Source organism: Methanosarcina mazei S-6, from assembly GCF_000970205.1.
Taxonomy (GTDB): domain Archaea; phylum Halobacteriota; class Methanosarcinia; order Methanosarcinales; family Methanosarcinaceae; genus Methanosarcina; species Methanosarcina mazei.
In genome coordinates this window covers 556,727-580,808 of record NZ_CP009512.1, presented here as the reverse complement: position 1 = coordinate 580,808, position 24,082 = coordinate 556,727, and the positions used below count along the sequence as shown (strand labels likewise).

Below are 24,082 nucleotides of genomic sequence, written 5' to 3'. Positions count from 1 at the left end.
AGTTTAAAAATTTAATGAATAGAAGGAAAAAATAAACATGAAAATAGTGATAATCGGAAGCGGACTTGCCGGTTTGTCTGCTGGTTACAGGCTCTGTAAATCTGATGAAGTAATAATTTTTGAAAAAGATCCTGATATTGGGGGGATGTCTGCAAGTTACTCTATTGAGAATGAAGGAAAAAAATACTTTATCGAAAAATATTACCACCATATATTCAGGAGTGATTCCGAACTCCTCGCCCTTATAAAAGAACTCGGGCTTGAAAAGCAAATGCTGTGGCTTAAAGGAAAAAACGCTTATTTCGTGGACGGTAAAAATTATCCAATGAATACGCCTGTTGAGATCTTACACTTCAGCCCCCTTTCCATTCTTGACCTGGCAAAACTGGGCATGCTGGTCCTGAGAATAAAGCTGATAAAAGACACGGCTCCCTATGACAGGATAAAAGCAAAAGAGTGGATTCTTGATACTGCAGGGAAATCCGTGTACGAGAATTTTTTTGCCCCCCTGATGAAAAGCAAATTCGGGGATAATGCAGAAAATGTTTCAGCTGCCTGGGTTATCGGAAGGGTAAAAATAAGGTCGGACAGGGGAGCAGAAGGAGAGAAACTGGGTTACATGAGAGGAGGGTTTAACTCCCTTATAGAAGCCCTGGCAGGAGAGATAACAGCAAACGGAGGGGAAATCAGAACAGACAGGGAAGTAACAGAAATCGTAATTAAAGCCAATGCAGTGCAGGGCGTGAAGGTTAACGGGGATTTCATACCCTGCGACGCAGTGATCTCGACTGCAGAACCAGCGGTGCTTGATGCGATTACCGGAGGTAAACTGGGAGACCTTCACGAGACCCTGAAGAGTATACGTTATCAGGGGACTGCATGTGCTCTGATAGGGCTTGACAGGAGCCTTATGGAAGACGGAAATTACTGGCTAAACATAAAAGCAGATGTGCCCTTTGGAGCCGTAATCGAGCACACTAATTTTTTGCCTTTTGACGATTACGGAGAAAACCTTGTGTATGTAACGTCTTATTTCCAGGACAGAAAAAGTCCCCTCTGGACGCAAAAAGACACAGATGTTATAGATTCCTATTTAAAAGGGCTCGAAAAAATGTTTCCCAAATTATCAAGAAAAGATGTGCGCTGGACAAGGCTATACCGCAGGATGGATACTGCTCCAGTATACGAACAGGGTTATCTGGAAAAGGTGCTTCCTTTTGCTGCAGGTCCTTCAGGGCTCTACCTTGCAGGCATGTTTTCCTCAAGCAATTACCCGGAAAGGAGCATGAACGGCTCGGTAAAAGCAGGATTTCAATCAGTGGAGTTATTGAGGAAAGAAAAAGAAAAGACAGGATACGATGAGAAGTAAAATAACTGGAAAAATATTTCGGTTATATCGAATAATATAAGCTAATTGCCGGGGGCTATTCAAAAGTAAATATAAAATTTAAAAAATAAAGTTGAATATATAAATAAGGACGTTTAACTCAAAACAATCCTTTCGGACGAACTATTATATATCCTAAGTGATGATATTATAATGTCTGTGCCTGCAGAATCTCTTCTGCAAGGCTGCCTGCCTTGCCTAATTTGTCACCCACGGGGAATTGAGAGTGCCAAAGCGAGGGGAGGCAGAAAAACAAAAAATGTTCTGAATTTCTGCCGTGAACCGGCTTTTTGGGAGTACACAGCCATAACATGAAAGAAAGATAAGAAAAAATTTATTTTAAGGCTGAATTTCCAAAAAATAACCCGGATGCTAAATAGAAGCTGCCAGGCTTCCGGGAAGGGGTATGGGCGGCGTAAAAAAAATATGAGGAGTGGTAAAAGATGTTATTCATGGACGTTAGTACCTGGGACCCTTCGAATCGCGACAAGATTCTTGAGCACTTCAAGAAACTGGAAGTTCCCGAAGGAATTGATATAATCAACCAGTGGGTTGACCTTTCCGGAAACCGCTATTACATTCTCTACGAAGCAGAAAGTGCCGAAGCTTACGGAGCATTCAACCTGCCCTGGTCTGATATCTGCGTGATTGACAGCGTCCCCGTAATGGAAGCTTCAGAATTCATGCAGCTCCTTCCCAAGTACAAAAAATAAGATAAGGAAGTTAAAATCGGTATAATGAAGAAGCTCGGTGAGCCGGCTGATCAAGGCTCATCGAAAACCTTTATTTAAAATCTTTATTTTTCCTTCCAGACAGATCAGCATTAAAAACCCGATTTTACAAATTCTGTTTACCGGTTTCCGTGTTATTAAATTCAGGTTTTTAACATTATGGTCCTGGTTTCGAGGTATTCGGAAAGGATGTCAGGCCCGTTTTCTCTTCCAAACCCGCTCTCTTTAACTCCTCCGAAAGGAACTTCCGGGGCTACCTTAAGGTGCTGGTTAACCCATATAATTCCCGCATTCAACTGCTCGCATCCCATCCTTATCCTGTCCAGGTCTTTTGTCCAGATGGATGCTCCAAGACCATAAATGCTCCTGTTTGCCTCTTCTATAGCCTCATCGAGATTCCTTACTGTAACTATGGGCAGCAAAGGTCCGAACACCTCCTCCTTAAGGAGCCTGGAATCTCCGGGGACATCTGAAACGAGAGTCGGCTCAAAGAAATATCCTTTACCCATGCCTTTGAATGAAGGGGCTTTTCCCCCTGCAATTATTCTGCCTTCACCCTTCTCCTCAATTCCTGCTACCAGCTCTTTTATGTATTCAAACTGGCTGTGGTTATTGAGAGGCCCCATATCCGTATCCTTATCCAGTCCGTTTCCGACTTTTAATCTCTTAACTCCTTCTTCGAGTTTTCTTATGAACTCCCTGGCAACGGATTCAAAAACATACAGCCTTTTGACAGCAGTACAGGTCTGGCCGCAATTGTAAAATCTCCCCCTGATGGCTCCTGCAACTGCACTTTCGAGATTGGCATCATCACATACAATCATGGGGTCGCTTCCGCCCAGCTCAAGAGTAACCCTTTTCATCCCGCTGGCTGCAAGCTCGGATATCCTTTTTCCTGTCCCGGATTCCCCTGTAAAAGAAATTTTTCTTACATCAGGGCTGCGGACAAGGCTTTCTCCTGCAATCTCTCCAGAGCCTGTGACAACGTTCAGGACTCCTGCTGGAAGACCGGCTTCATTCAGGATAGAAGCCAGGGTGAGGTTTGTGAGGGGAGTGCTGCTTGCAGGTTTTAGCACAAAAGTGTTGCCTGAAATAAGGGCAGGTGCAATTTTCCACCCCATAATCAGGGCAGGCATGTTCCAGGGGATGATGGCTGCACAGACACCCAGAGGTTTTTTTACGGTAAAAGAATAGCCATTTCCCGTAACAGGGATAAAGTCACCCCTCAAACTGCCTGCAAGCCCGCAGTAGTATTCAAGCACATGCGAGAAGCCTTCCAGTTCGTTTCTGGCTTCTGCAAGAGGCTTCCCCTGTTCCTGTGTGAGCAGGGCAGCAAGCTCCTCCTTCCTCTGCCTTACAAGCCCGGCAGCCCTGTAAAAAACCATGCCTCTCTGCTGTGGAGAGATAGAAGCCCAGCCTTCAAAAGCTGATAAAGCGGCTTCTACCGCAAGGGCAACATCCTCTTCCGTGCCTCTCGGGACCTGCTCAAGAAGTTCGCATGTTGCAGGATTTCTAACGTCAAAGCACTCGCCGCCACATGATCCTGCCGCTTTTCCATTAATCTGCATTTTCATGGCTACCATTATTTACAAAGGCCTATTTTAAGATAACAAATACCGCAGTAAATTCGTTGCAAATTTGTTCAAATAATTTTAAAGATAATTTTAAAGAATAATACAGGAAGGAAAAGAAAAACAAGTTCCCTTTACGGAAAGATAAGTATATTAACAAAATATATATTATCAATATATGCAGGTCCTTATGGATTTAAAAAAATGAAAACGAGATTTGTGAGGACATTTTAAGGGATATCCTGAGGCTATACCGGCTCGTAAATACTATACTGGATAAGTTTGGGGGCTCCAGATACGTTTTTTACAGAAAAGCTCAGGAATGTGATTTTGCAGAATACACATACGGAAAATATGCCAGTACCGCAATTAAATGAAATTTTCAACGATGTAATTTGAAGTGGGTACGTTATAACAACCATGTCTTGAAAAGAGTACTTCAGATTTGAAGTTTGGGGCTTCAGAATAAAGCAGAAATAAGAACTGAATTTGCCAGTAAACTGAAGGTGGGCTTCAACTGAAAGGCTTCTTTTTACATGCAGGGGAGGGGACAGTGTCAGAATATCTGCATATAATTATATGGTTTTTTCTTATAGAAGCCCTGAGCTTTATTTCGGTTCCATTCATAAGAAGTGCAGGAAACCGGCTTGCTGACGGAGGATATTCTGTTTCCAGAGCCCTCGGAATTATGCTTGTTACCTATCTTTCCTGGATTTTTTCGTATATACTGGGTTTCAGCTTTACAGCTGTCCTGATTGCATTTTTCCTTCTCTGCTCCGTATCCATTTTCCTTTACAGGAAACAGAAATTTTTTCCGGGCAGGAAAGTTCTTGTAGTAAACGAACTGGTATTTGCATCAGGCTTCTTTTTTTTTCTGCTTGTACGCACTTATCTGCCCGAGATATATAGACATGAAAAATTCATGGACTTTGCATTTTTAAATGCAGTAATAAGGGCCAGCTCCTTTCCCCCTCAGGACCCATGGTTTGCAGGCGGGCTCATGGATTTTTATTACTATTTCGGGTATCTCTCAGTAGCCGTATTTGGAAAACTCAGTGCAGTAAAACCTTCCATTCTTTTTAACCTGGCAGTCGCGCTGACTTTTGCCCTGTCCCTGAACGCATTTTTCGGCATGGGATATAACCTTACACGTGGAAAAATCAGGTATGGAATATTGACTGCAGTTTTTGGGATGCTTCTTGGAAACCTGCAGGGGCTCATAGAATTTGTATCGGTGTACATCAGGCATGAGCAGGCCCTGGGAGGATACTACTGGAGCAGCTCAAGAGTCATCCCTTTTACAATAAACGAATTCCCGTACTTCAGCTTCATACACGGCGACCTTCACTCCCATATGCTTGCAATCCCTTTTCAGCTTCTTGTACTTGCGTTTCTCCTGAATATGCATTTCAGGAAAAATGAGGACTCAATATTTGAAAACAGCCTTGCACTTCTTATGTTTTCAATGTCTCTGGGTTTTTTATTCCCATTCAACTCCTGGGACTTTCCTGTATACTTCGGTCTGGCATTTCTTGTTATTTTTGCATTCTACTGCGGGGATTATGTCCATAATAGAAATTTATTCGCTGCTGTTGCAAAATTTTCCAATTCGATGATCTTTATTTCCATTTTCAGTTTCCTTCCCTATTTGCTTTTTTACCTGGATTTTAATCCTCAGGCAGCAGGAGGGTTTGATTTCGTCCTGCCTGAGTTAAGGACGGAGACTGATAGATTCCTGATTCTTTTCGGGCTTTTTCTCTTCCTGGTATTTTCATTCCTTATCACCCGCCTGGACTCCAGAAGGAAAATAGTATTTTTTGTCCTGCTTGCAGGGGTTTCAGCATTGCTTTCAAAAGCATGGTCTATTCCCCTGCTTGCAGTCCTTTTGCCTGTGTTTGTTTTTTCCCTGCTTCTATTCCTTAAGGATATTCCTGAGCGGAGCGCGTCAGGGTTTGTATATCTCCTGATATCAGCAGCTAGCTTTATCGCTCTCCTCTGCGAGGTTATTTTCCTTGACGACCCCATTTCCGGGGAGTTTGCCCGTATGAACACGGTTTTCAAATTTTATATGCACCTGTGGATCTTTCTTGCTATTTCAGCTGCTTATTCATATTATGACCTTAATTCCCATTACGCGGCCAGATCCGGAAACAGAAAAACTTTGAAGCAGTTTGTAAAAAAAGGATGGTCAGTTATTCTTGTGATCCTGATAATCTGCTGCGCCATTTTTCCTGCAGTATCGACCGTTACAAGAATAAAAGAGATGAATGCCGAACCTTCCCTTGACGGGATGGAGTACATGCGGGAACTGGACAGGGGAGACTACAACGCCATAAGGTGGATGCAGGCGAATATCAAAGGCTCGCCTGTAATTCTCGAAACCTCGGAAGATGACAGCAGCTACAGTTATGCCTGCCGCGTCTCTTCAAACACGGGGATTCCTGCGGTCATAGGATGGGCAAGGCATGAGAGGTTCTGGGGAAGAGACCATGAAGAAGTGAAAAAGAGGATAGGAGACGTCAGCCTGATTTATTCAACGGGCAGTGAAGAGGAAGCAATTGAGCTTATAGAAAAATATAACGTAACCTATGTATATATCGGAACTCTTGAAAGGCAGGTATATGACGTAAATACGAAAAAATTCGAAAATAAAGCCTATTTCGAACCTGTTTACGAGGGTTCAGCCACAATATATAAATTGAAAAAAAAACCGTAAAAAAGATGTTATGAATTTCCACTTTTAGAAAAAAATACGGCTAAGATAAAAAACGAATTTTAGATAAATGTATCATTAATTTCAATATCTGAACATTGTTTCATAAATACTTTTCATAAATACGCTTCAAAACAGATTTCGCAAATATATATTATAAATATAGAATTATACAAATTTTCAGAGTTTTACAGGAAATACGGTTAGCATAAAAGCTCAATTAATATTATAAACATCAAGAGGTTGTTCGTATAACCAGCGTTTCAGTAGTTCTGCCCGCTTACAACGAAGCAGCCAGAATAGAAAATACGGTCTCGATAACGGCAGAGACCCTTTCGAAAATAACTCATTCTTTTGAGATCATAATAGCAGAGGACGGGAGCAAGGACGGTACTGACCGAATAGCTTCAGAACTTTCGGAAAAGTACCCTTATGTAAAGCACCTGCATTCCGATGAACGGCAGGGGAGAGGAAAGGCTCTGAACAGGGCTTTTAAGGCAGCCTCAGGGGAGGTACTCTGCTATATTGATGTTGATCTTGCAACGGATATGAGTTACCTGGAAAAACTGATAAGGGCTATAAGTACTGATGGCTATGATTTTGCCACCGGTTCGCGAATAATGCCCGAAAGCGATGCAAAAAGGCCTTTCAAGCGCGAGTTTGCGAGCAGAGGATATAATTCCATGGTGAGGCTCTTTCTGCACTCAAAACTTTATGACCACCAGTGCGGTTTCAAGGCTTTCAGGAGAGGCCCTCTCTTGGAACTGCTCGATGAAATTGAGAACCAGCACTGGTTCTGGGACACTGAACTGCTTGTCAGGGCCCAGCACCGGGGCTACAGGGTCCTTGAGTTCCCTGTTTACTGGAGGCATGGAGGGTCAAGCAAGGTCAATTTCGCAAAGGATATCGTTGGAATGGGTTCGGAGGTCTTCCGCCTCTGGTGGGAACTGTTTTTTCCGGGCTTATTTTCAGGAAAGGGCAAAATATTCCTGACAGCCTTTCTTGCAATTCTGATTCTTGCACTTGCTGCAACCTTTCTGGGCGCATCCGAGGTTCTGGAAAATATAAAACATGTCTCACCCGGAACACTGGCTCTTGCATCTTTTGTTTATTGCGCTTCCTGGCCCCTGAGAGGGATGCGTTTCCAGCAGATCCTTAACAGGCTTGGAAACCATTATGGAATTGGATTTCTTACCGGGAGCATTTTCATCAGCCAGTCTGCAAACGTTATCCTTCCTGCAAGAATAGGAGACCTCAGCAGGATGTATATCCTGAAAAAAAGTAAAGACCTTGCCTTTACAACCAGCTTCTCCTCTCTGACCGTAGAAAGAGTCTTTGACATAATTGCAATTACCTTCATTGCCATACTTGCATCTTCAGGCGTGGCTTCCAGATTAGAGCTTACTCCCTGGATGGAGTCCCTGATTAAATTCTCAGGGGTTGCAGTCCTTCTTTTCTTCGCTGCTCTCTTTATATTATCTTATAGAGAGAGCCGTAATAAAAAGAAAGGAAAAGAAAAAGTTCATAAAAATATATCAGGCGAGCCTCTGAGTAAAATAAAAGAATTCGCTTCCACCTTTATCCGTCAGATGAGCGTTGTTGCAGTCAGGCCCGGGGCTTTTCTTGCAGTGGTCGCATCTTCCCTCCTTATATGGGGAATGGATATCTTTACCTGCTTTCTGGTTTTGAAAGCCTTTCCGGCGGCTGGAGTGGACATGACTTCAACTTTCAGCATATCCCTGGTTTTCCTTGCAGTAGCTCTCGGAAACATTGCGAAAACTTTTCCAATTACTCCCGGAGCCATAGGGACATATGAAGTTGCCCTTACTGCAGTATTCGTACTAGGGGGGATCAAGCCTGAACTCGCATTTACTGTCGCCGTGATTGACCACATAATAAAGAATTCAATCACACTTCTGGGAGGCGGGCTTGCCTTATCTGAACTGGGATTCAGATGGAGGGAAGTCCTTTCAACAAATACCGATACCCTGAAAGGAATGTGAGGTCACAAAGGGAGTCGTAAAAAACTACCGGACTGGAGCCGGATAGCCGAAAAAAGACTCTTCAGGCTTGAAAGAATGAATGGTGCTAAGAGGTTCTGAAGGTTTAAAGAGGAAGCAGCAATAAATATAAGGGAACTCAGAAACTAAAGAGAAGCGTTTAAGTCAGAATAATGACTGGAAACTTTAAAAGTTAAATTAGCGACCGTCTGCTTTGCCCCAATTATGTCCGGGTAGAAAAAAGGTCTGAGTGGAAGAAATGTCTGAGAAGAAGATAATCGAAGTCCGGGATGCTTATTCCCTTCCTGAAGATGTGCTGGAAGCTGTTCATACGGCTCTGAATGAGGATGTTGAAGAAATAGTAAGTTTATTCAAGGTCCTTGCAGACCCGACCCGCCTGAGGATACTTAAAGCTCTTGAAGTCCAGAGCCTTTGCGTCTGTGTCCTTGTTGAAGCTACAGACCAGAAGCATTCCGCACTTTCCTATCATCTGAAGCTTTTAAAGGAAGCAGGGCTGGTCGATTCAAGAAGAGAGCGCAGCTTCCAGATTTATGAGCTGACAGAATTCGGAAACCTGCTTTTGAGGCATATAGAAAGGCATTTTGAGAAAAACTAATAAGGAATTGAGGGACTTTTACCCGTTAAAAAAGATTTATGTCCCTCTTCCTGAGCAATACTATCTTTTCAGAGATTTTCATCCCTGAAAGATAAAATTAAATCTTTTCATTTGAGGCTACAGTAGTAAGTTTTGAGAATTTTACGCCTTTGAGTGACATAATGGCTTCGGCAAGTTCTTTGATTTCCTCGCCATCACCATCAAGAACAACAACCTCAAAACAATTATCGTGGTCAAGGTGGATGTGTACGGAAGACTTAATCAGGTGAGAGTAGTGGTGCTGTATATCTGCAAGTGCATTGGAAAGCCCGCGCTTGGTGTGGTCGTAAATAACGGCAACAGTACCTACACGGTGACCTTTAATGTCACCCATCCACTCGTAATAAGAAATATAACTCCTGATGGCGTCCCTTATGCCTTCCGAACGGGAAGAGTAACCTCTTTTTTCAATAATCTCATCAAATTTACTAAGAAGTGTGTCGGGTAGGGAGACTCCTATCCTCATAAGTTCTGTTTCCATCGTATCACCAAGTAATTTGTAATTTATCCGAATGATATTACATAAACTTATTGTATGTAATACTATATATGTTTTTTTCACTTGATCATTAATATAAAAGAGTTGTGTCGGTATGTAAATTCATCCTTCAGTATATTAATGTTTGGGAATTGTCAAATTCGATATAGATTAAAAGGATAAGACGTCAATAAAAAATAAAAAATGAAAAAGATATCGAAAAAATAAAGTAACTATTCAGGTAGCCTTAACGAGGCTACACATTTTTCCTCGTTCCGAGGAAAAATTGGATATAAAATGATTCCTTTTTAGCTTTATGAAACGTGATGAGATTCTTTCTTACTGTGCTTCAAATCCTGAAATTATTGTAGCTTACATTGAGAGTTTAGAATCTCAAGTTAAAGAACTCACTGAAAGACTTGTAGCCTTAGAATCTCGTTTAAATCAAAACAGTCGTAACAGCAGTCGACCTCCTTCTACTGATTATTTTGTCAAAGAGAAACCTAATCCCAAGAGTCTGCGTAAACCAAGCGGGAAGAAACCTGGAGGTCAGGAAGGTCATCCAGGCACGACTCTTGATATGGTTGATCATCCTGAGTAGGTAATAGAACATTCTTTGACCTGCTGCAAAGAATGCGGATCTACCCTTGAGAATGTTGAAGTTGAAGCTTATGAGAGAAGACAGGTCTTTGACATTCCTCCCGTAAATCTAATTGTTACAGAACATAAAAGTCAGATTAAAACCTGTCCTTGTTGTGGAAAGTTGAATAAAGCCGTTTTTCCCGAATCAGTGAAATATCCGGTTCAGTATGGCCCTAATATTTTAGCTTCAGCTATTTACTGTAAAAATTACCAGTTTGTTCCTTATGATAGAATTTCTGAGTTATTTGAAGACATTATGGGAATAAAAATCTGTCCTGCTACGATAATTAGAGCAGAAAGAGAATGTTTCCAGAATTTAGAGGAATTTGAAAACGTTATTAGAGAGAAGTTATTAGCCTCGCCTGTAATCAATTTTGATGAAACTGGTATGAAGATTGAAGGAAAAAGACACTGGCTTCATGTAGCTTCTAATGAAAAATACACATGTTATTTTGCTCATACAAAAAGAGGAGCAGAAGCAATAGATGCTATGGGAATTCTTCCGAAGTTTAAGGGAGTAGCAGTTCATGATGGATGGAAACCTTACAACGTTTATGATTGTGATCATGCTCTGTGTAACGCTCATTTACAGAGAGAACTTACAGGAATTGAAGAGAACTATAAACAGACATGGGCTAAAGAGATGAATGAACTGCTCACTGAGATGAAGAAATACACTGATGAGTGTAAAGAGCAATTAAGAGAACCTGATTTTGAGCAAATTAAAGCATTGGAAGAAAGGTTTGATGCAATTATCATTAGAGCGCTTGAAGAAAATCCGCATTCTCTAAATCCTGAAAAACAGGGAAAACGCGGTAAAAATCCAAAAACAAAATCAAGGAATCTGCTGGATAGGTTTATAGAACACAAAGAAAAGATTCTGAGATTCCTGACAGATTTGAAAGTTCCATTTGATAATAATCAGGCAGAAAGAGATATCAGGATGATGAAACTACAGCAGAAAATATCGGGAACTTTCAGAAAAGCAATGGGAGCGCAAGCTTTCTGCAGAATTAGGGCGTACATTTCTACAGGAAAAAAGAACGGTTTACCTGTTTTAGAGGGTATTCGTGCGGCGCTCATAGGAGCGCCGTTAACTATACTCTGAGCAGTTACAAAATAAAATCAAAAAGAAGGATGTAAAACAAATAAATAAGCAGGATATTGAAAAGAAAATAAAAAATTAAAAAATAAACAAAAAATAAAAATAGTCACAGGATTAAAAATTACCTTCTGTCTACTAGCCTTTTTGGTCTTCCTTTAATTTTATACAGCTCAAGTTCTCCTGGACCTGCAAAATTGAAGAGAATCCTGAAACTGCCATCTTCATAAGCCCTGGAAAGGGGAGGTTTATATTTAAGGAAAGAGCGAACAAAATTTTCCTGTATGAGGTCTCTGTCGCAGGCATCAGGATTTTTGCATTCCATACTGACCCTGAGTACGGTTTCGCCCTCGTCCTCCGTGCCGTAAAGAAAAGCCTCGTATTCTCCTGTAAGGTATTCCATATTTCCACTCTGAAAGACTCCTTTTTCCACATCCACACGGTTAAAAGGAGCGCCTTCAACCCAGACTGTTTCTGCCTCTCTCTGCGGGGTAAGGATTTTCATGTGAGTCCTTCCACAGGCACATTTTTTGCGCGTAAGAACAACTGTAGTATCTTCAGTATCGTAATTTAAAAGCAGGTTTCCTGCTTTTGCCCCCACAGGAAGAAGTGTGCTCAGGACAACTCTTCCGCATTCTCCTTCAGGCACGAATTCCTTTACATGCGGGTCGTAAACATCAAGATGAACAAAATCTTCGGGGACGTGAAGCCCTGATATTTCACTGCATTCTCCACACATGGTCCCTTCCGTGCTTCCATAGGTATTGTATACGGGGCAGCCCCAAATCTCAGAGAGATAGTTTCTTGATTCTTCAGCAAAGGATTCGCCTCCCACAACAAGCTTGTTTACGCCTGAATTCTGGGGGTCAATTCCTTCAGCCTTCATTCTGCGGGCAAGGTTCAGGAGTTTGAATACGCTTCCTACTATGCCTGTCGGTTTGTAGGTTTCAATAACACGGAGGGGAAAGGTGCATTTACCTTCAGGGATAATGCTCATGCCCACCTGCCTGGCAGCAAGAGTCATTGTGTTTGCCCCCACATTCATGCCGTAAGAGGCACAGACAACTACCCTGTCTCCTTTTCCGAAGCCCTGGGACCTGAAAATCCGGGCGTATTTTTCCGCGTAACGTTCCCAGTCTTCCCATGTAAGGAAAAAGCTCTTTGGAGTCCCGCTCGTCCCGCTGGTCTCGTGAATCGTAAAAACATCTTCCCAGCCAGCACTCCTGAACATAAACTCCTTTGTTTCAGGGGGCTGGTTTTCCCGGATTGTTTCCCCGGAGATAATCGGGAGTTCGAGGAGGTCTTCATGGGCTTTGATATCTCCCGGGTTTACCCCATGCTTTTCAAACCATTTCCTGTAAAAAGGGGAATTCTCAGCCGCATATCTTACTGTATACCGCACCCGTTCCTCGACAAGAGCATCGAGTTCTCCCCTGTCCATTGTTTCAATTTCGAAATTAAAATAAAGATCTGAGCTGTCCAACTCTTAACACCCCGGCTAAAGCCACTAACCATGTAAAAAATCTGTATTTCTTACCTTCGAGGATAAATTAACCTTTAATTATTAATCTTCAATTATGAAACAGTTTTGGGTGGTAAAGAGAGATAACAGGGGACTAACTTTCAGAATTCTTCAGGTGGATTTTGTATTGAGAAATAATTATTCAGGTGGATTTTGTATTGAGAATAATACTTCAGGTGGATTTTGTATTGAGAAATAATTATTCAGGTCTCCTTCTGCTTAAAAGGAAAAAAGTAAAAAAATAGCTGATTTTTCAGAACTATCATGCATCAAAAGACACCAGATACACTCCATCTGCCCTCTTTTGCCCTTTTAACAGCTCACAGTGCCTTAGAAGAGCAAACTGGTTTTCAGTCTCCCTTGCAGATATTCCAAACTTTTCTGCAATTTCTTCTTTTTTTGCTCCTCCCCTGGAGACTATGAAATCATAAATAGCTTTTTGCAGTTCTGTCAGGCCTTCAGTCCCCTCAAGCCCTGCTTCTTCCCGGAAGATTTTTTTAGAACGGACAGCCCAGGGGTCACATGCCTGGATCTTATGGCGGCTCTCAATATAACAGTCTTCGCAAAAGGTCTCTCCGCCTTCTTCGATAATGTCTTCTGCAGACAATTGACATCCACATGCCGCACATACGGATGAGCTGGATTTTTCTCCTGCCATCTTTTACCACTCCAGAATTCAGACGTTAAGTTCATCAAGGATTTTAAGGACGACCACTGACCCGTAAGCTACTCCAGGCCCTCCTGACATCATTATTGCAGTGCTTACAGCTTCAAGAATCTCTTCCCTGGTAGCCCCCATTTTCACAGCCTCAGGGACATGTTTCCAGAGACAGTACTCACAGCGAATGGCAACTGCAATCCCTACCATCATCAGTTCTTTTGTCTTGGCGCTTAAAGCCCCGTCCTTAACGACTTCAGAATGAAGTCCCATGAGAGCTTTCATCACTCCGGGGATTTCTTCTGCCATTGCTTTCGCTCTTTCGTCCATATCAATTTTTTCAGTCAAACTTTCACCCTCTAAACATGCCGGTTATTATGGATGGTTCAGGAATCAAAAGGCACCATATACATTTCGTCTCCCATTTTTCTCCACTTTAAAAGCTCACAGTGCCTCAGTATCGCAAGCTGGTTCCTGGTCTCCTGAAGGGTCAACTTGAAGAGCTTCGAAATCATTTCAGGGGTAGACCCTCCTTCCTCAATGATGAAACTGTAGATTTCTTTTTGCAGCTCTGTCAGGCCTTCAGTCCCTTCAAACCCGTGCTGTTTTCTGAAAAGCTTTTTGGAACGCACTGCCACAGGGTCCGCAAACTTGATTCTCTGGTGCTCCTCCAGATAACAGTCTTCACACACCGCTTTCCCGTTTTCTTTAAAATATTCGTTTCCAGGGATATCTTTCCCGCAGCCCGTGCAGGTTACAAAATAGCTGATGTTCAGGTCAAGTTCCCGGTTACCGTGTTCGTTCGTTTTTAGAAGACCGTGGAATTCGAGATAGCCTACGATTTCATAAACTGTTGACCTTGATAATCCGTATCCGGCTTTTGCTTTTTTGATAATATCCCGAATATGAAAGCCTCTATCCATATGGGCTTCTTTTATGCATTCAAGAACCCCAATTTCCTCTTCATCCAGCACGATTTTCATTTAAGTCCCTTGAAATTCCTGACCAGCAGTGAAACAGTTTCTGAGCAAGACACGTCTCAAAAACTCATGCCTGCTTAATTTTCTTAATTTAGCGTGTGTTCTGAACGGCTTTCTCAGATTTCACATCTGTCTCTCTATAAATTGCCATAAAACTATAAAAAATTATCGATAATTATAAATATAAATATTAAACCAGGACAAAATGAAAAGGATTGAAAAAGAAAAAATCAAACCCTGCACTCACATCCTCTTTCTTTCAGGATCCGGACCTGTTCTTCATATGTATTTACAAACTCATCCTGAACAGCTTTTCCTGTTGCCAGAACAGGGTCGAGCGGGGTATGGTGCTTATACCCCCTTTCAGTCATTTCCCTTACAAGGGCTTCATGCCGCAGGTAGAGAGCTTTCAGTTTTCCTCTCCAGCGCAGGGTCTCGGGGTGGTGGGCATAAGCTTTCTTGTTATTAGTTATTATGGACCACAGGGCGTGCAATTCACGGTGCTCCCCTAAAAGGTGGTTCCGGCACATTTTCTCAGGAGGGATATCCCAGATTCGCATAAGATGAACTTTGAACGCATCTCAGAAAGGACTTTCGGCAGGAATTTTACTATTTTAAACCTGAAATTATATTTGAGCCTTAACTTAATACCAGCAGTTTATTTCTGATCCCAGGTTCTGATACCTATTTACTGGCAGCAAATGAGAATATAGTCTATGAAAAGGTAGAAGTAAATATAGTTCTTCCTTTTAAGTACATTAATAGCTGAAACTTACTTTTCGCTTATTCTTGCGTTTGTGCATATTCCGGTCTTTGAAGGAGAATTCAAGCGGATTGAATCACAGGGAACGTAGGAGACCACAAGAGCAGAGAAGCGAGGGAACAAGAACAAAAGGAAACCGTGAGAGAGCCAGAGGAGAGCCTGAGAGAAGACATAGAGGGACAGAAAAAGAAGGAAGAGATTCAGAAAACATGTAAGTATTGCGGCAAGACGTTCTATACTGACAATATCCAGAAAGAGTATTGCAGCCCAGAACACAGTGAAAATTTCCGCAATGAGAAGAAAAAGAAAATAATTTAAAAGTTTTTACTTGGGAAGATACTGAGAGAGCAGCCCGTAAATGCTCATTAATGGGGCAAGTAAATCGGTCATTAAGTGGTGATTCCATCCGATAATAAGGATGAAACCATCTGCAACCTTTTTATATAAGATGGTCAGTATTTTTATCATCGTAAATCAACTTTCGAATTTTGTTCGGCTAGACCCCCCCGACAGGGGTCTATCTGCTTTATGCACATCAAATTTGATTTTTTATAAATGATATGGGCGATTAGGTATATACTCATACTTCAGATGTAGCCTCCCGTTACCGTTATCATCATCGTTATCGTTAAATCTAATTGATGTTAATGAGGGTATATATGGTTTCATACCAACCCTTTTCACCGGTAGCGTTTTACTTAACCTTAAGTTTAAGAATATTTCTTTAAGTTTCTCCGGTTATTAGTAATGTGAGTGAACATATATAATATTTTCCATGTAGTGCGTTCGACTGATAGCGGTTTTTGCGTGCAAAACTATATGTGTTTTGCACGCAACAAAAATCGTGTTTTTGCCGATGTTTGTTTTTGTCTTATAAATGAGATTTTATGAAACCATATGTATAAAAATACGTTTTTTCAGTCACTTCTTTTTCGCTTTTTTAATTCACTTTCCATTTGTCGATACTGGTGGATGCAGGGGAAAATCAGGAAAAAAACCGACCATTGCAGCCATAAACGCAGTAATTCCCCCAACATAAACAACAATCCATTTGAAAATAAGGATGGAGAAGCCTTTAAACGCTGAAATAACCACATGACCACCGAAAAAGCAGTGGTTTTATTATCTTTTCTCCCTCTTTCCCCTCGGGACAGTCAAAAGAGAACTTTATATCTACTGAGAAATATAGGATGAAAATGGAAAATTAAAAGCAGTTAAATCTTAGCAAAAAAATGATAGGAGAAAAGTAATTCAGGGGATGTACCTGCCAAGATTACATCCCCTAAGTAAGGATGTGTAACACATGTACTTTAGATTCGGCATATATAAAGGTCTTTTCTTTGAAGCAGATGTACCCAATGAGCTCATGTTTTTTTATATTGGGCTCATTGTAATGATGTTATTGAGCAGATGACGATTTGTTTTCCTTTTGAAGGCAGGGAACGTATATTTTTCCCACTTTCGTTTTTTCACGACTTGTTTAATTTTGAAACAGATGAGAAAAAGCAGTTTTATCTTTTTTCTCTTTTTTTGACTCAGTTCCAAAATCTAGTGATAAAAATAAATGTAACATCACTATACAAAATTATAATTGTATAATTATGTAATTATGTAATGATGTTACGGCACAAACAATGGTAACTATAAACCCTATGTTCGGCAGTTCGACATTAAATTTTGAGAATTTTTGTTGATAACGTTTTTCAAACATAATTCAAATATGCGTAAAGTTTAAAATCGGTTAACATATGGCACAAATCTTACGAGATATATAAGCAATGAACCATTTTTAAACTAATGTTTAGTATCCTGAACTTATTAATTCCAAACGACTGTTTCTGATCCCAGGTTCTGATACCTATTTACTGGCAGCAAATGAGAATATAGTCTATGAAAAGATCAAGGTCAGGATATTTCGTCCTTTTATGTATACTAATAGCTGGGACGTACTTTTTGCTTACTCCTGCGTTTGCCCATATTCCGGTCTTTGAAGGAGGAGGCAAGAGCCCTGAGACAGCAACTCATGTAGAAAACCCTGAAAAATCCAGAGTCCTTTATGGTCAGCTTTCAGAAGAAAATATTCATTATTATAGTTTTGAGGTGGAAAAAGGGGAAAGAATATTACTCGGGCTTATAGTCCCAGCCGGGCTGGAGGGCCGGATTTATGTCCCCGAGGTGGACATTACAGGAGCTGAATTCTTTACTCCGGACCTTATCCTTATGGGTCCCGGGCTTTCGAGTGAAGGAGAAGTGCCTGAAAACACTAAAATTCCTGAGGGTTACGGAGTAAAAGTATTTCCGGGAAAAAGAACCGGAAGTGCCATATACGAAGGGTTCTCGCCCAGTGCCTTTTATTCCCTTGCCCTTGAAGACTTCCAGGCTCCGGAAAGCGGCACGTACTATGCAGCGGTAAGTTCTGCCGTAGGAGAGGGAAATTATGGAGTTGTTCTGGGATACAGAGAAAGATTTTCCCTCTCAGAATGGCTGTCAATTCCTCTGAAACAGATAAAGACCTACCGCTGGGAAGGACAGAGCCTGCCCTTTATATTCCTCCCACTGGGAATAACACTTGCAGCCGGAATTCTGGTAATTTTACATAAAAAGGAAGCTGCAGCAGGGTTCAACCCGGCACGCTGGGCAGGGTTATTTTCAGGGCTTTTTTTCCTGGGCACCGGGTTTTCTTTAATATTCCAGATGCTTTATTCACTTAGCAGGAGCTCATATTCTCCAGAAGTCATAATTACTGTTTTTCTGGCTCTTGCAAGCTCAGGATTTGGAGTTATAGCCCTGGTCCTGAGCATGAAAGATGAAAGGTATGGTGAAAAATCAACGCAGAAAAGACTTTACTTTTTCGTCCTCGGGCTTGCAGGGCTTTTATTCTGGGCAGGCTGGATCCTGGGCCCTATCCTTGCATTTGAAGCGGCGGTCCTGCCCTGGAAAAGAAAAGGATGAAACAGGAACTGGAGATCAGCGAGAAATGAATAGGGAACGGGAAGTGACAGAAAAAATGATACATAGGAAATATAATTTGTATGATAGGATTAAGTGATATAACTTTTAATTATTCACTTAAAAGAAATAATATTGCGGTACGGACTTACCAGGAGTAAAAAATATGCCAAAAACATCACTTGAATCAGGGCAGGTTTCACCAGACTTTTGCCTTCCGAACCAGGAAGGAAATCAGATATGCCTTGAAAACTTTAAAGGACAATGGGCAGTCCTGTTCTTTTATCCCAGGGACAATACTCCGGGCTGCAGCCTGGAAGCCAGAAGTTTCAGCGACCTGAAAAAAGATTTCGAAGCCGAAAATGCGATAATTCTGGGAGTCAGCAGGGATGGCAAAGAATCCCATAGAAAGTTCATAGAGAAAAAAGAGCTTAAAATAACACTGCTTTCCGACGAAAAAGCGGAAATCCATGAAAAATATGATGTCATGCACCCTAAAAATTTCAGAGGTAACGAGGTTATAAGCACTGTCCGAACAACTTTCCTTATCAATCCGGAAGGAAAAATTGAAAAAGTGTGGAATAACGTTAAAGCTGCAGGACATGCCGAAAAAGTGCTTTCTGAATTGAAAACCCTGAAAGGAAAGTAAGCGAAAATAAATTATGACAGAAATATCAGAAGAGGTGCATCAGGAGAGATACACATAGAATGATTTTTGAATGTGTTCAAAACCTGATATTCCTGGCAATCAACAAATTAGAATAAAAAGAAAGATGAAATATATAAGAACAGAATTCATAAGAAAAATAATTTTATATTAATATTATATCCAGCTTTCTAAAAAAATAATAGCTGGTTAAAGCTCCTTTTACAGTATTACACCGGAAAGGAGTTTTTCAATCTCTTTTTACTCAGTGGCGTACCGTGGTATCTCCAGCGTGATACGTATCAGCTCTTACGGCGAAATAAATCGTATAAAGCGCTGCAAGACCAACAAGTATGTAGATGATTCTCGACAGAGCACTTCCTTCTCCAAAGATAGCAGATACAAGATTAAAATTCAGAAGCCCTACAAGCCCCCAGTTTAATCCGCCCACGATGACAAGTATAAGTGCTATCAAATCTATCGGGTTTCTTACTGCCATAGATATCACTCCCTATTTTTGGTATTTTATATTTTATAGTGCGGAAAAATATAAAAATCCAATATTAAAATTGGATGTACTTGTATTTATATGTGACTAACATAAAAATTAAAGCCATTTAAGGAAATAGAAAAACGAGAAATTTATTGTTATTCCGGCACAGGAACCCTTTATTTTCCAGGCATTCATTAAAAGAAGATTTTAAGGGAATCCAGAAAAAGAACCAGAGTTATTTATTAGCTCTCTTCAGACATGGCGGGAGGTTAGAACCTCTCCCGCCTGCATTAAACAATTTTCCAGAAACGCCTGCGGAAGTGTGTTAGAGAACACCAAACACACCGGATATTAAATATATGGAGACTACATAAAAAATTAAGTTCACAAATACTTTACCAGCTTTATAGTCGGAATTAGCCAGGTATTCATTTTCATACAGCTCAACATATAATCTGTATGCTATTGATTTTCGATTCCAATTATCAATTAAAACACAGCATGCTCCTACTAACATAATAAGAAAGCTGGCTTTTGTTGCCAGGTTAATAACCGATGGATAACTCATTATCAGTAAGAGGGGAAATATAATGCCGTTAAGACCTATGAAATACCTGTAATAATCATTCATGCCGTCAAGATTTATGAGGGATTTATAATAATCGTCCAAAGAAAAAGAATGCTGATTCATGCCTGTACACCGTAGAAAATCCTTTAGTAATTTTAGTAAATATTAAAACATTAAGATAAATATTAATTTAATGCTTTTATGCGAATTTTATCCAGATGCTGCCTGGAAGGTTTTAAGGTCAGACTATTGAGAGAAATATATCCACCTTGAGCCCTGTTTATGATTGCAGGCTAAGCACTTCAATGTTCAGAAAAAACGCAGGTTGAAACTTTTGTAAGCCTGGAGACATATAGATAAAAGTTGAAATCTGATGGTATACTGCGAATAAAAAAGTTATGAAGGCTCTCTGGATAAACTCAGGGAATTCTACAAAGCTGAATATTTTTCAATATATAATTTAACGTCAAATTTTCTTTTGCAGCCTTCATAACTCATATATCTGATTTTTCCTGTAACTTCTCTCTCCCCCCATGCCCTGTCATGGACTCCTCCGATACTCCAGGCAATTCCGGCATATCCATTGGGGTCTCTTCCGTCAAGTTCATACCTGTCGTTCAGGCAGATTGCAATTTCAAGGGCTTTTTCGGGAGATTCGCTCCATTCCAGAATTTTTTTTGCCCAGTACATGCGCATGTAACCGTGCATTTTCCCTGTACTGAGAAGTTCCATCTGACTCGCGTTCCAGAGTGGGTCATGTGTTTTTCCTGCTTCGAACTCTTCAAGGGTGTAGATATGACTCCTCACATCATTCCTGTGGGCGTTTAAAGATTCCTTCGCCCAGGATGGAAAGCTTTCAAACCCATCGTATCCTGGGTTATAATAACAGAAATTGTCCGAAATCTCCTTCCATATAAGGATCTCATCCAGAAAAGCTTTCTTTGACCCGGGGTTACTTTCTGCCTTTTCCACTTCAAGCACAACCCTCTGGGAAGAGATCTGCCCGAAATGAAGATAGGGAGAGAGGTTTGAAAGCATATTTTTTGTCGGGTCATTTCTCAGCCCCTCGTAAGAATCAAGCCTGTCTGCAATAAAACTCTCCATTACCTTTTTTGCAGCTTTTTCTCCGGGCTCGAAGTGCCAAGGTTCAAAAAGAGGATCCTTATTTTTAAGTAAGGCTCTCTCAGGAAGAAGGGCTTTAACTCCGGTTTCCAGTACGTCCGATAAAGTCTCCACCATGCCGGCATCGTCTGAAAGTTCGGAAGTTACGGAATTTGGCTCAAGTTCAGGGAACTCTTCAAGGAACTCAGGAAGAAGAGCATAGAGTTTCGGGCGGAAAGTATGCGCTGCATACTCATGTTTTTGAGAAGCCTCCCAGCAGGGAACAACATTATGAGCGTCAACCTCAAAAAACGGGATTGAAATACCGGAAATAACTTTTTCTATCCACTGGTTTTTTATGCGGAGCGGGCTGAAGTCCGTAACAAGAGTCCCGGCATTATAGTCTTTTACAAACCGGGAAATTTTTTCTCCGGGATCCCCTCTCAGGAAGAAAAACGGAATCTTTTTACGGGAAAGTGAAACCTCAAGTTCCTGAAGCCCTTTGAGCATGAATTCATACTGCCTGATACCAGCCTCTAAAAACTCACCCGTCAGGCAAAAAACCACCATTACAGGCACATTAGCTTCTTTTGCTATTGCCCGTGAAAAGAGAAGAGCCCAGTTATCTTCAACCCTCTGGTCGCGGCTCATCCAGTAAACAACAGGTCCGTCCCCATGTTTCCCCGATTTAAGAGCCCTGATACGTTTCGGATTCATAATCAATTCTGGGGCTTAGGAGATATAGAACTAACACCTGAACTGTAAATATAGAACTAACACCTGAACTGTAAAAATGAAAAATTAGACTAAAAATTAGACTAAAAATTAAACTGAAAATTAAACTGAAAATTAAACTGAAACTGAAACCGAGACTTAAACTGAATAACGCTCTTTCAATACCGGGCAAAAAATGCCTGGAACAGTAAAACTGGCTGAGAGATCCAAAGCTCCTGTATGAAGCGCAGGCTAATATTTAAAAAAAGGTTAAAACTCAAAGACCTGCCCGTCATACCCCAGCGGTAAAAACATTGATTCAATATGGTGCGGGCGAAAGAGGTGGCTGAGATGAGTCAGGACCACTTCTTTTGCATTTAGCTTCTGTGCGAGTGCCATAGCCTCTTCCGAGTTCATGTGTTTTTTGATATGAATGTGCGGAGGAACGATGGCATCTGCAATAAGGAGGTCAGGGTCTTTCATTAACTCCAGGCTATTTTCAGGAATATCGGGGCTCGTATCTCCTGTAACAACAACCTTTGTATCCCCATCCCGAATAACAACTCCGGCAGGGACTTCTACAGGAGGATGGTGAACCTTGAAAAGTGTAAACTCAAGCCCGATTAATTCAAAAGGTTCATAGAGTTTTACGTAGTGATACCTGGGTTTCAGGAAAGAAACATACTGGTCTATGTAATCCAGAGTTTCGCAAACACCATATACATCGACTTTATTTTGAACCCGGTAAAACTCTCCGAAACCTGCATAGTGGTCATAGTGCCCGTGTGTCCAGATTACGGCATCTATACCCGAAAGCTTTTGCCTGAGAAACTGCTGCCTGAGGTCGGGGCTTGTATCAATAAGAATTTTGCCCTGCCCGGACTCCACAAGGATAGAAAAACGAAGGCGCTGGCTCTTTCCACCTTCACGAGCATCAGTGCATGCGGGGCAGTTACACCCGATTTTGGGCGTACCTACCGCGTCCCCGGTTCCGAGCAGAGTCAGTCTCATGAGGATTTCTTCCCTGCGTACTCATCGGACTTTAAGTCTGCCCGTTCGTCAAAGGAATTAACCGCGTCAAGCAGGTCCTTCTGGGTAAGGACCTTGCGTTCCTCGAGAAGAGCACTCAGGACAGCTTCCCTTATAACCATGCGCAAATCAGAACCCGAATAACCTTCAGTCAGTGCCGCAATCTCTGCGGTATCCAGGTCTCCTTCTATATGCCTGGTTACTATGTCCAGGATATTTTTGCGCATATCAAGGTCAGGAAGTGGGAAATGGACAATTTCATCAAAACGCCTCCATGCCGCGCTGTCAAGCATTCTGGGGTGGTTTGTTGCAGCAATAAGGAGCACGCCGTGTTCTACAAGGCTAATTTCATCTATGGCTTTGAGGAGGGTATTGACTGCCCTTTTGATTGCGGCATTTTCGTCAGAAGTCCTGGCTTTTGCAACAAAGTCCAGTTCATCTATGAAGAGGATACAGGGATTTAATTTCTTAGCAAGCAGGAAAACGCGGTCTATGTTCTTTGCAGTCTCGCCCAGGTACTGGTCTGTGATCATTGAGAGCTTGACCTCAACAAAAGGAATGGAGAGCTGTTCCGAGAGTGCACGGGCAACTGAGGTTTTGCCTGTGCCAGGGGGACCTACAAAGAGGAGTTTTCCTATATCATGCAGCCCTATCTCCCACAGGTATTCCCTGTGCTGGATAGCTTTCATGATTTTTTCGATTTCATCCTTTTGCTCCTCAGTGAGCACAAGGTCCCTGACTTTCTGTTTGACGTCTTCAGGAGCGATAATGACAACAAGCTTGAGCATCTCCTCGCTCTTGTCTTCTTTCCTGATTTCAGCTATCAGGGACTCTATCCATTCCCGGTCAACTTCTTTTGGCCTTATTTTTGCCTTTGCTGCGGCATAATCTGCAGCTTCAACCTTTCGGATTTCCCCAAAATAGTAAGCAAGGACAGGGTTATTTTCAATTTTTTCCTGAGAACCTTCCTGTTTCTCAAACCATTCGGCTGCAAGGTCAAAAGCGCTCAAACGGAGTTCAAAATGAGACCTGTCAATATTTATAAAAGGTATATTCCTTACGGTTTTTTCGATATCTTTGACCCCATATAGTTTTTCGATCCTGACAAATGAAGCTATTATGGGTTTGGGAACTGTTTTTTCCACGCTGCTCCAGTAACTTTTACGGATGTTTTTGGGAAGATCATTAACATCCAGTTCCGGATAGCGGTTATAGATCTCTGCGGTGAGCAGTAGTTCTACGATGTCTAGTATCATGCCTGACATGTTTTTTACCCATTGCATACTTAGATTAGACTACCATCAGGTAGTATACATCCAGAGCAGAAAGTTCTTAAATCTTTTTTTAAGTTGCTAAACCTAGTAATGGGCTCTCTTTAAA

Annotated in this window: 21 protein-coding genes and 1 pseudogene; 8 read left to right on the top strand and 14 right to left on the bottom strand. The window is 41.4% G+C overall.

Features of this window, described 5'->3' with window-relative positions:
* Positions 1-37: 37 nt before the first annotated feature.
* Complete coding sequence (locus MSMAS_RS02475; RefSeq protein WP_011032786.1) at positions 38-1,369, top strand: NAD(P)/FAD-dependent oxidoreductase; 1,332 nt, start codon at positions 38-40, stop codon at positions 1,367-1,369.
* Positions 1,370-1,830: 461 nt separating this feature from the next.
* Positions 1,831-2,100: a DUF3303 domain-containing protein gene (locus MSMAS_RS02470; RefSeq protein WP_011032787.1), complete on the top strand. Its 270-nt coding sequence runs from the start codon at positions 1,831-1,833 to the stop codon at positions 2,098-2,100.
* 161 nt (positions 2,101-2,261) lie between these two features.
* Here MSMAS_RS02470 and MSMAS_RS02465 read toward each other — a convergent pair whose 3' ends face one another.
* Positions 2,262-3,692: an aldehyde dehydrogenase family protein gene (locus MSMAS_RS02465; RefSeq protein ID WP_230633331.1), complete on the bottom strand. Its 1,431-nt coding sequence runs from the start codon at positions 3,690-3,692 to the stop codon at positions 2,262-2,264.
* A 550-nt stretch (positions 3,693-4,242) separates the two neighbouring features.
* Here MSMAS_RS02465 and MSMAS_RS02460 point away from each other — a divergent pair.
* From MSMAS_RS02460 to MSMAS_RS02450, 3 genes are all read left to right on the top strand, one after another.
* On the top strand, positions 4,243-6,405 hold the full coding sequence (locus MSMAS_RS02460) for a DUF2298 domain-containing protein (protein WP_011032789.1): 2,163 nt from the start codon (positions 4,243-4,245) through the stop codon (positions 6,403-6,405).
* Between the two features lie 248 nt (positions 6,406-6,653).
* On the top strand, positions 6,654-8,405 hold the full coding sequence (locus tag MSMAS_RS02455) for a flippase-like domain-containing protein (RefSeq protein WP_048045859.1): 1,752 nt from the start codon (positions 6,654-6,656) through the stop codon (positions 8,403-8,405).
* A 256-nt stretch (positions 8,406-8,661) separates the two neighbouring features.
* On the top strand, positions 8,662-9,018 hold the full coding sequence (locus MSMAS_RS02450) for an ArsR/SmtB family transcription factor (RefSeq protein ID WP_048036581.1): 357 nt from the start codon (positions 8,662-8,664) through the stop codon (positions 9,016-9,018).
* A 97-nt stretch (positions 9,019-9,115) separates the two neighbouring features.
* Here MSMAS_RS02450 and nikR read toward each other — a convergent pair whose 3' ends face one another.
* The gene (gene nikR / locus MSMAS_RS02445; protein ID WP_015411393.1) at positions 9,116-9,538 is read right to left on the bottom strand and encodes a nickel-responsive transcriptional regulator NikR; all 423 of its coding nucleotides are present in this window, start codon (positions 9,536-9,538) and stop codon (positions 9,116-9,118) included.
* Between the two features lie 313 nt (positions 9,539-9,851).
* Between nikR and MSMAS_RS02435 the strand changes: the two are divergent.
* Positions 9,852-11,285, top strand: a pseudogene (locus MSMAS_RS02435) (IS66-like element ISMma14 family transposase).
* Positions 11,286-11,403: 118 nt separating this feature from the next.
* Here MSMAS_RS02435 and ftsA read toward each other — a convergent pair.
* The 7 genes from ftsA to MSMAS_RS18540 all read right to left on the bottom strand — a co-directional run bounded on the left by ftsA (position 11,404) and on the right by MSMAS_RS18540 (position 16,297).
* A complete protein-coding gene (ftsA, locus tag MSMAS_RS02430; RefSeq protein ID WP_011032793.1) occupies positions 11,404-12,762 on the bottom strand; it encodes a coenzyme F390 synthetase in 1,359 nt (452 codons plus the stop codon).
* Positions 12,763-13,063: 301 nt separating this feature from the next.
* Complete coding sequence (locus tag MSMAS_RS02425) at positions 13,064-13,459, bottom strand: hypothetical protein (RefSeq protein ID WP_011032794.1); 396 nt, start codon at positions 13,457-13,459, stop codon at positions 13,064-13,066.
* 18 nt (positions 13,460-13,477) lie between these two features.
* A complete protein-coding gene (locus MSMAS_RS02420) occupies positions 13,478-13,807 on the bottom strand; it encodes a carboxymuconolactone decarboxylase family protein (RefSeq protein ID WP_011032795.1) in 330 nt (109 codons plus the stop codon).
* Positions 13,808-13,845: 38 nt separating this feature from the next.
* A complete protein-coding gene (locus MSMAS_RS02415; protein ID WP_011032796.1) occupies positions 13,846-14,442 on the bottom strand; it encodes a hypothetical protein in 597 nt (198 codons plus the stop codon).
* Between the two features lie 227 nt (positions 14,443-14,669).
* Entirely contained in the window at positions 14,670-14,999 is a 330-nt protein-coding gene (locus MSMAS_RS02410; protein ID WP_048044331.1) for a pyrimidine dimer DNA glycosylase/endonuclease V, read from the bottom strand.
* A 212-nt stretch (positions 15,000-15,211) separates the two neighbouring features.
* Positions 15,212-15,478, bottom strand: coding sequence for a hypothetical protein (locus MSMAS_RS02405; RefSeq protein WP_048041952.1), 267 nt, complete (start codon positions 15,476-15,478; stop codon positions 15,212-15,214).
* A 669-nt stretch (positions 15,479-16,147) separates the two neighbouring features.
* Positions 16,148-16,297, bottom strand: coding sequence for a hypothetical protein (locus MSMAS_RS18540; protein WP_155395327.1), 150 nt, complete (start codon positions 16,295-16,297; stop codon positions 16,148-16,150).
* A 795-nt stretch (positions 16,298-17,092) separates the two neighbouring features.
* Here MSMAS_RS18540 and MSMAS_RS02400 point away from each other — a divergent pair.
* Positions 17,093-18,154: a hypothetical protein gene (locus MSMAS_RS02400; protein ID WP_048044332.1), complete on the top strand. Its 1,062-nt coding sequence runs from the start codon at positions 17,093-17,095 to the stop codon at positions 18,152-18,154.
* A 163-nt stretch (positions 18,155-18,317) separates the two neighbouring features.
* Positions 18,318-18,800 carry a peroxiredoxin gene (locus tag MSMAS_RS02395; protein ID WP_011032799.1) on the top strand — a complete coding sequence of 161 codons (483 nt, stop codon included), beginning with the start codon at positions 18,318-18,320 and terminating at the stop codon, positions 18,798-18,800.
* A gap of 262 nt (positions 18,801-19,062) precedes the next feature.
* On the opposite strand, the gene MSMAS_RS02390 is transcribed toward MSMAS_RS02395, so the two are convergent.
* From MSMAS_RS02390 to MSMAS_RS02370, 5 genes are all read right to left on the bottom strand, one after another.
* The gene (locus MSMAS_RS02390) at positions 19,063-19,296 is read right to left on the bottom strand and encodes a DUF378 domain-containing protein (protein WP_048036563.1); all 234 of its coding nucleotides are present in this window, start codon (positions 19,294-19,296) and stop codon (positions 19,063-19,065) included.
* A gap of 319 nt (positions 19,297-19,615) precedes the next feature.
* Entirely contained in the window at positions 19,616-19,981 is a 366-nt protein-coding gene (locus MSMAS_RS02385; protein ID WP_011032801.1) for a hypothetical protein, read from the bottom strand.
* Between the two features lie 306 nt (positions 19,982-20,287).
* Entirely contained in the window at positions 20,288-21,676 is a 1,389-nt protein-coding gene (locus MSMAS_RS02380) for a deoxyribodipyrimidine photo-lyase (RefSeq protein ID WP_048046303.1), read from the bottom strand.
* Between the two features lie 267 nt (positions 21,677-21,943).
* Positions 21,944-22,684, bottom strand: coding sequence for an MBL fold metallo-hydrolase (locus MSMAS_RS02375; RefSeq protein WP_048040061.1), 741 nt, complete (start codon positions 22,682-22,684; stop codon positions 21,944-21,946).
* A complete protein-coding gene (locus MSMAS_RS02370; protein ID WP_011032804.1) occupies positions 22,681-23,967 on the bottom strand; it encodes an ATP-binding protein in 1,287 nt (428 codons plus the stop codon). Before MSMAS_RS02370 ends, MSMAS_RS02375 begins: the two co-directional genes overlap by 4 nt.
* Between the last annotated feature and the right edge of the window lie 115 nt (positions 23,968-24,082).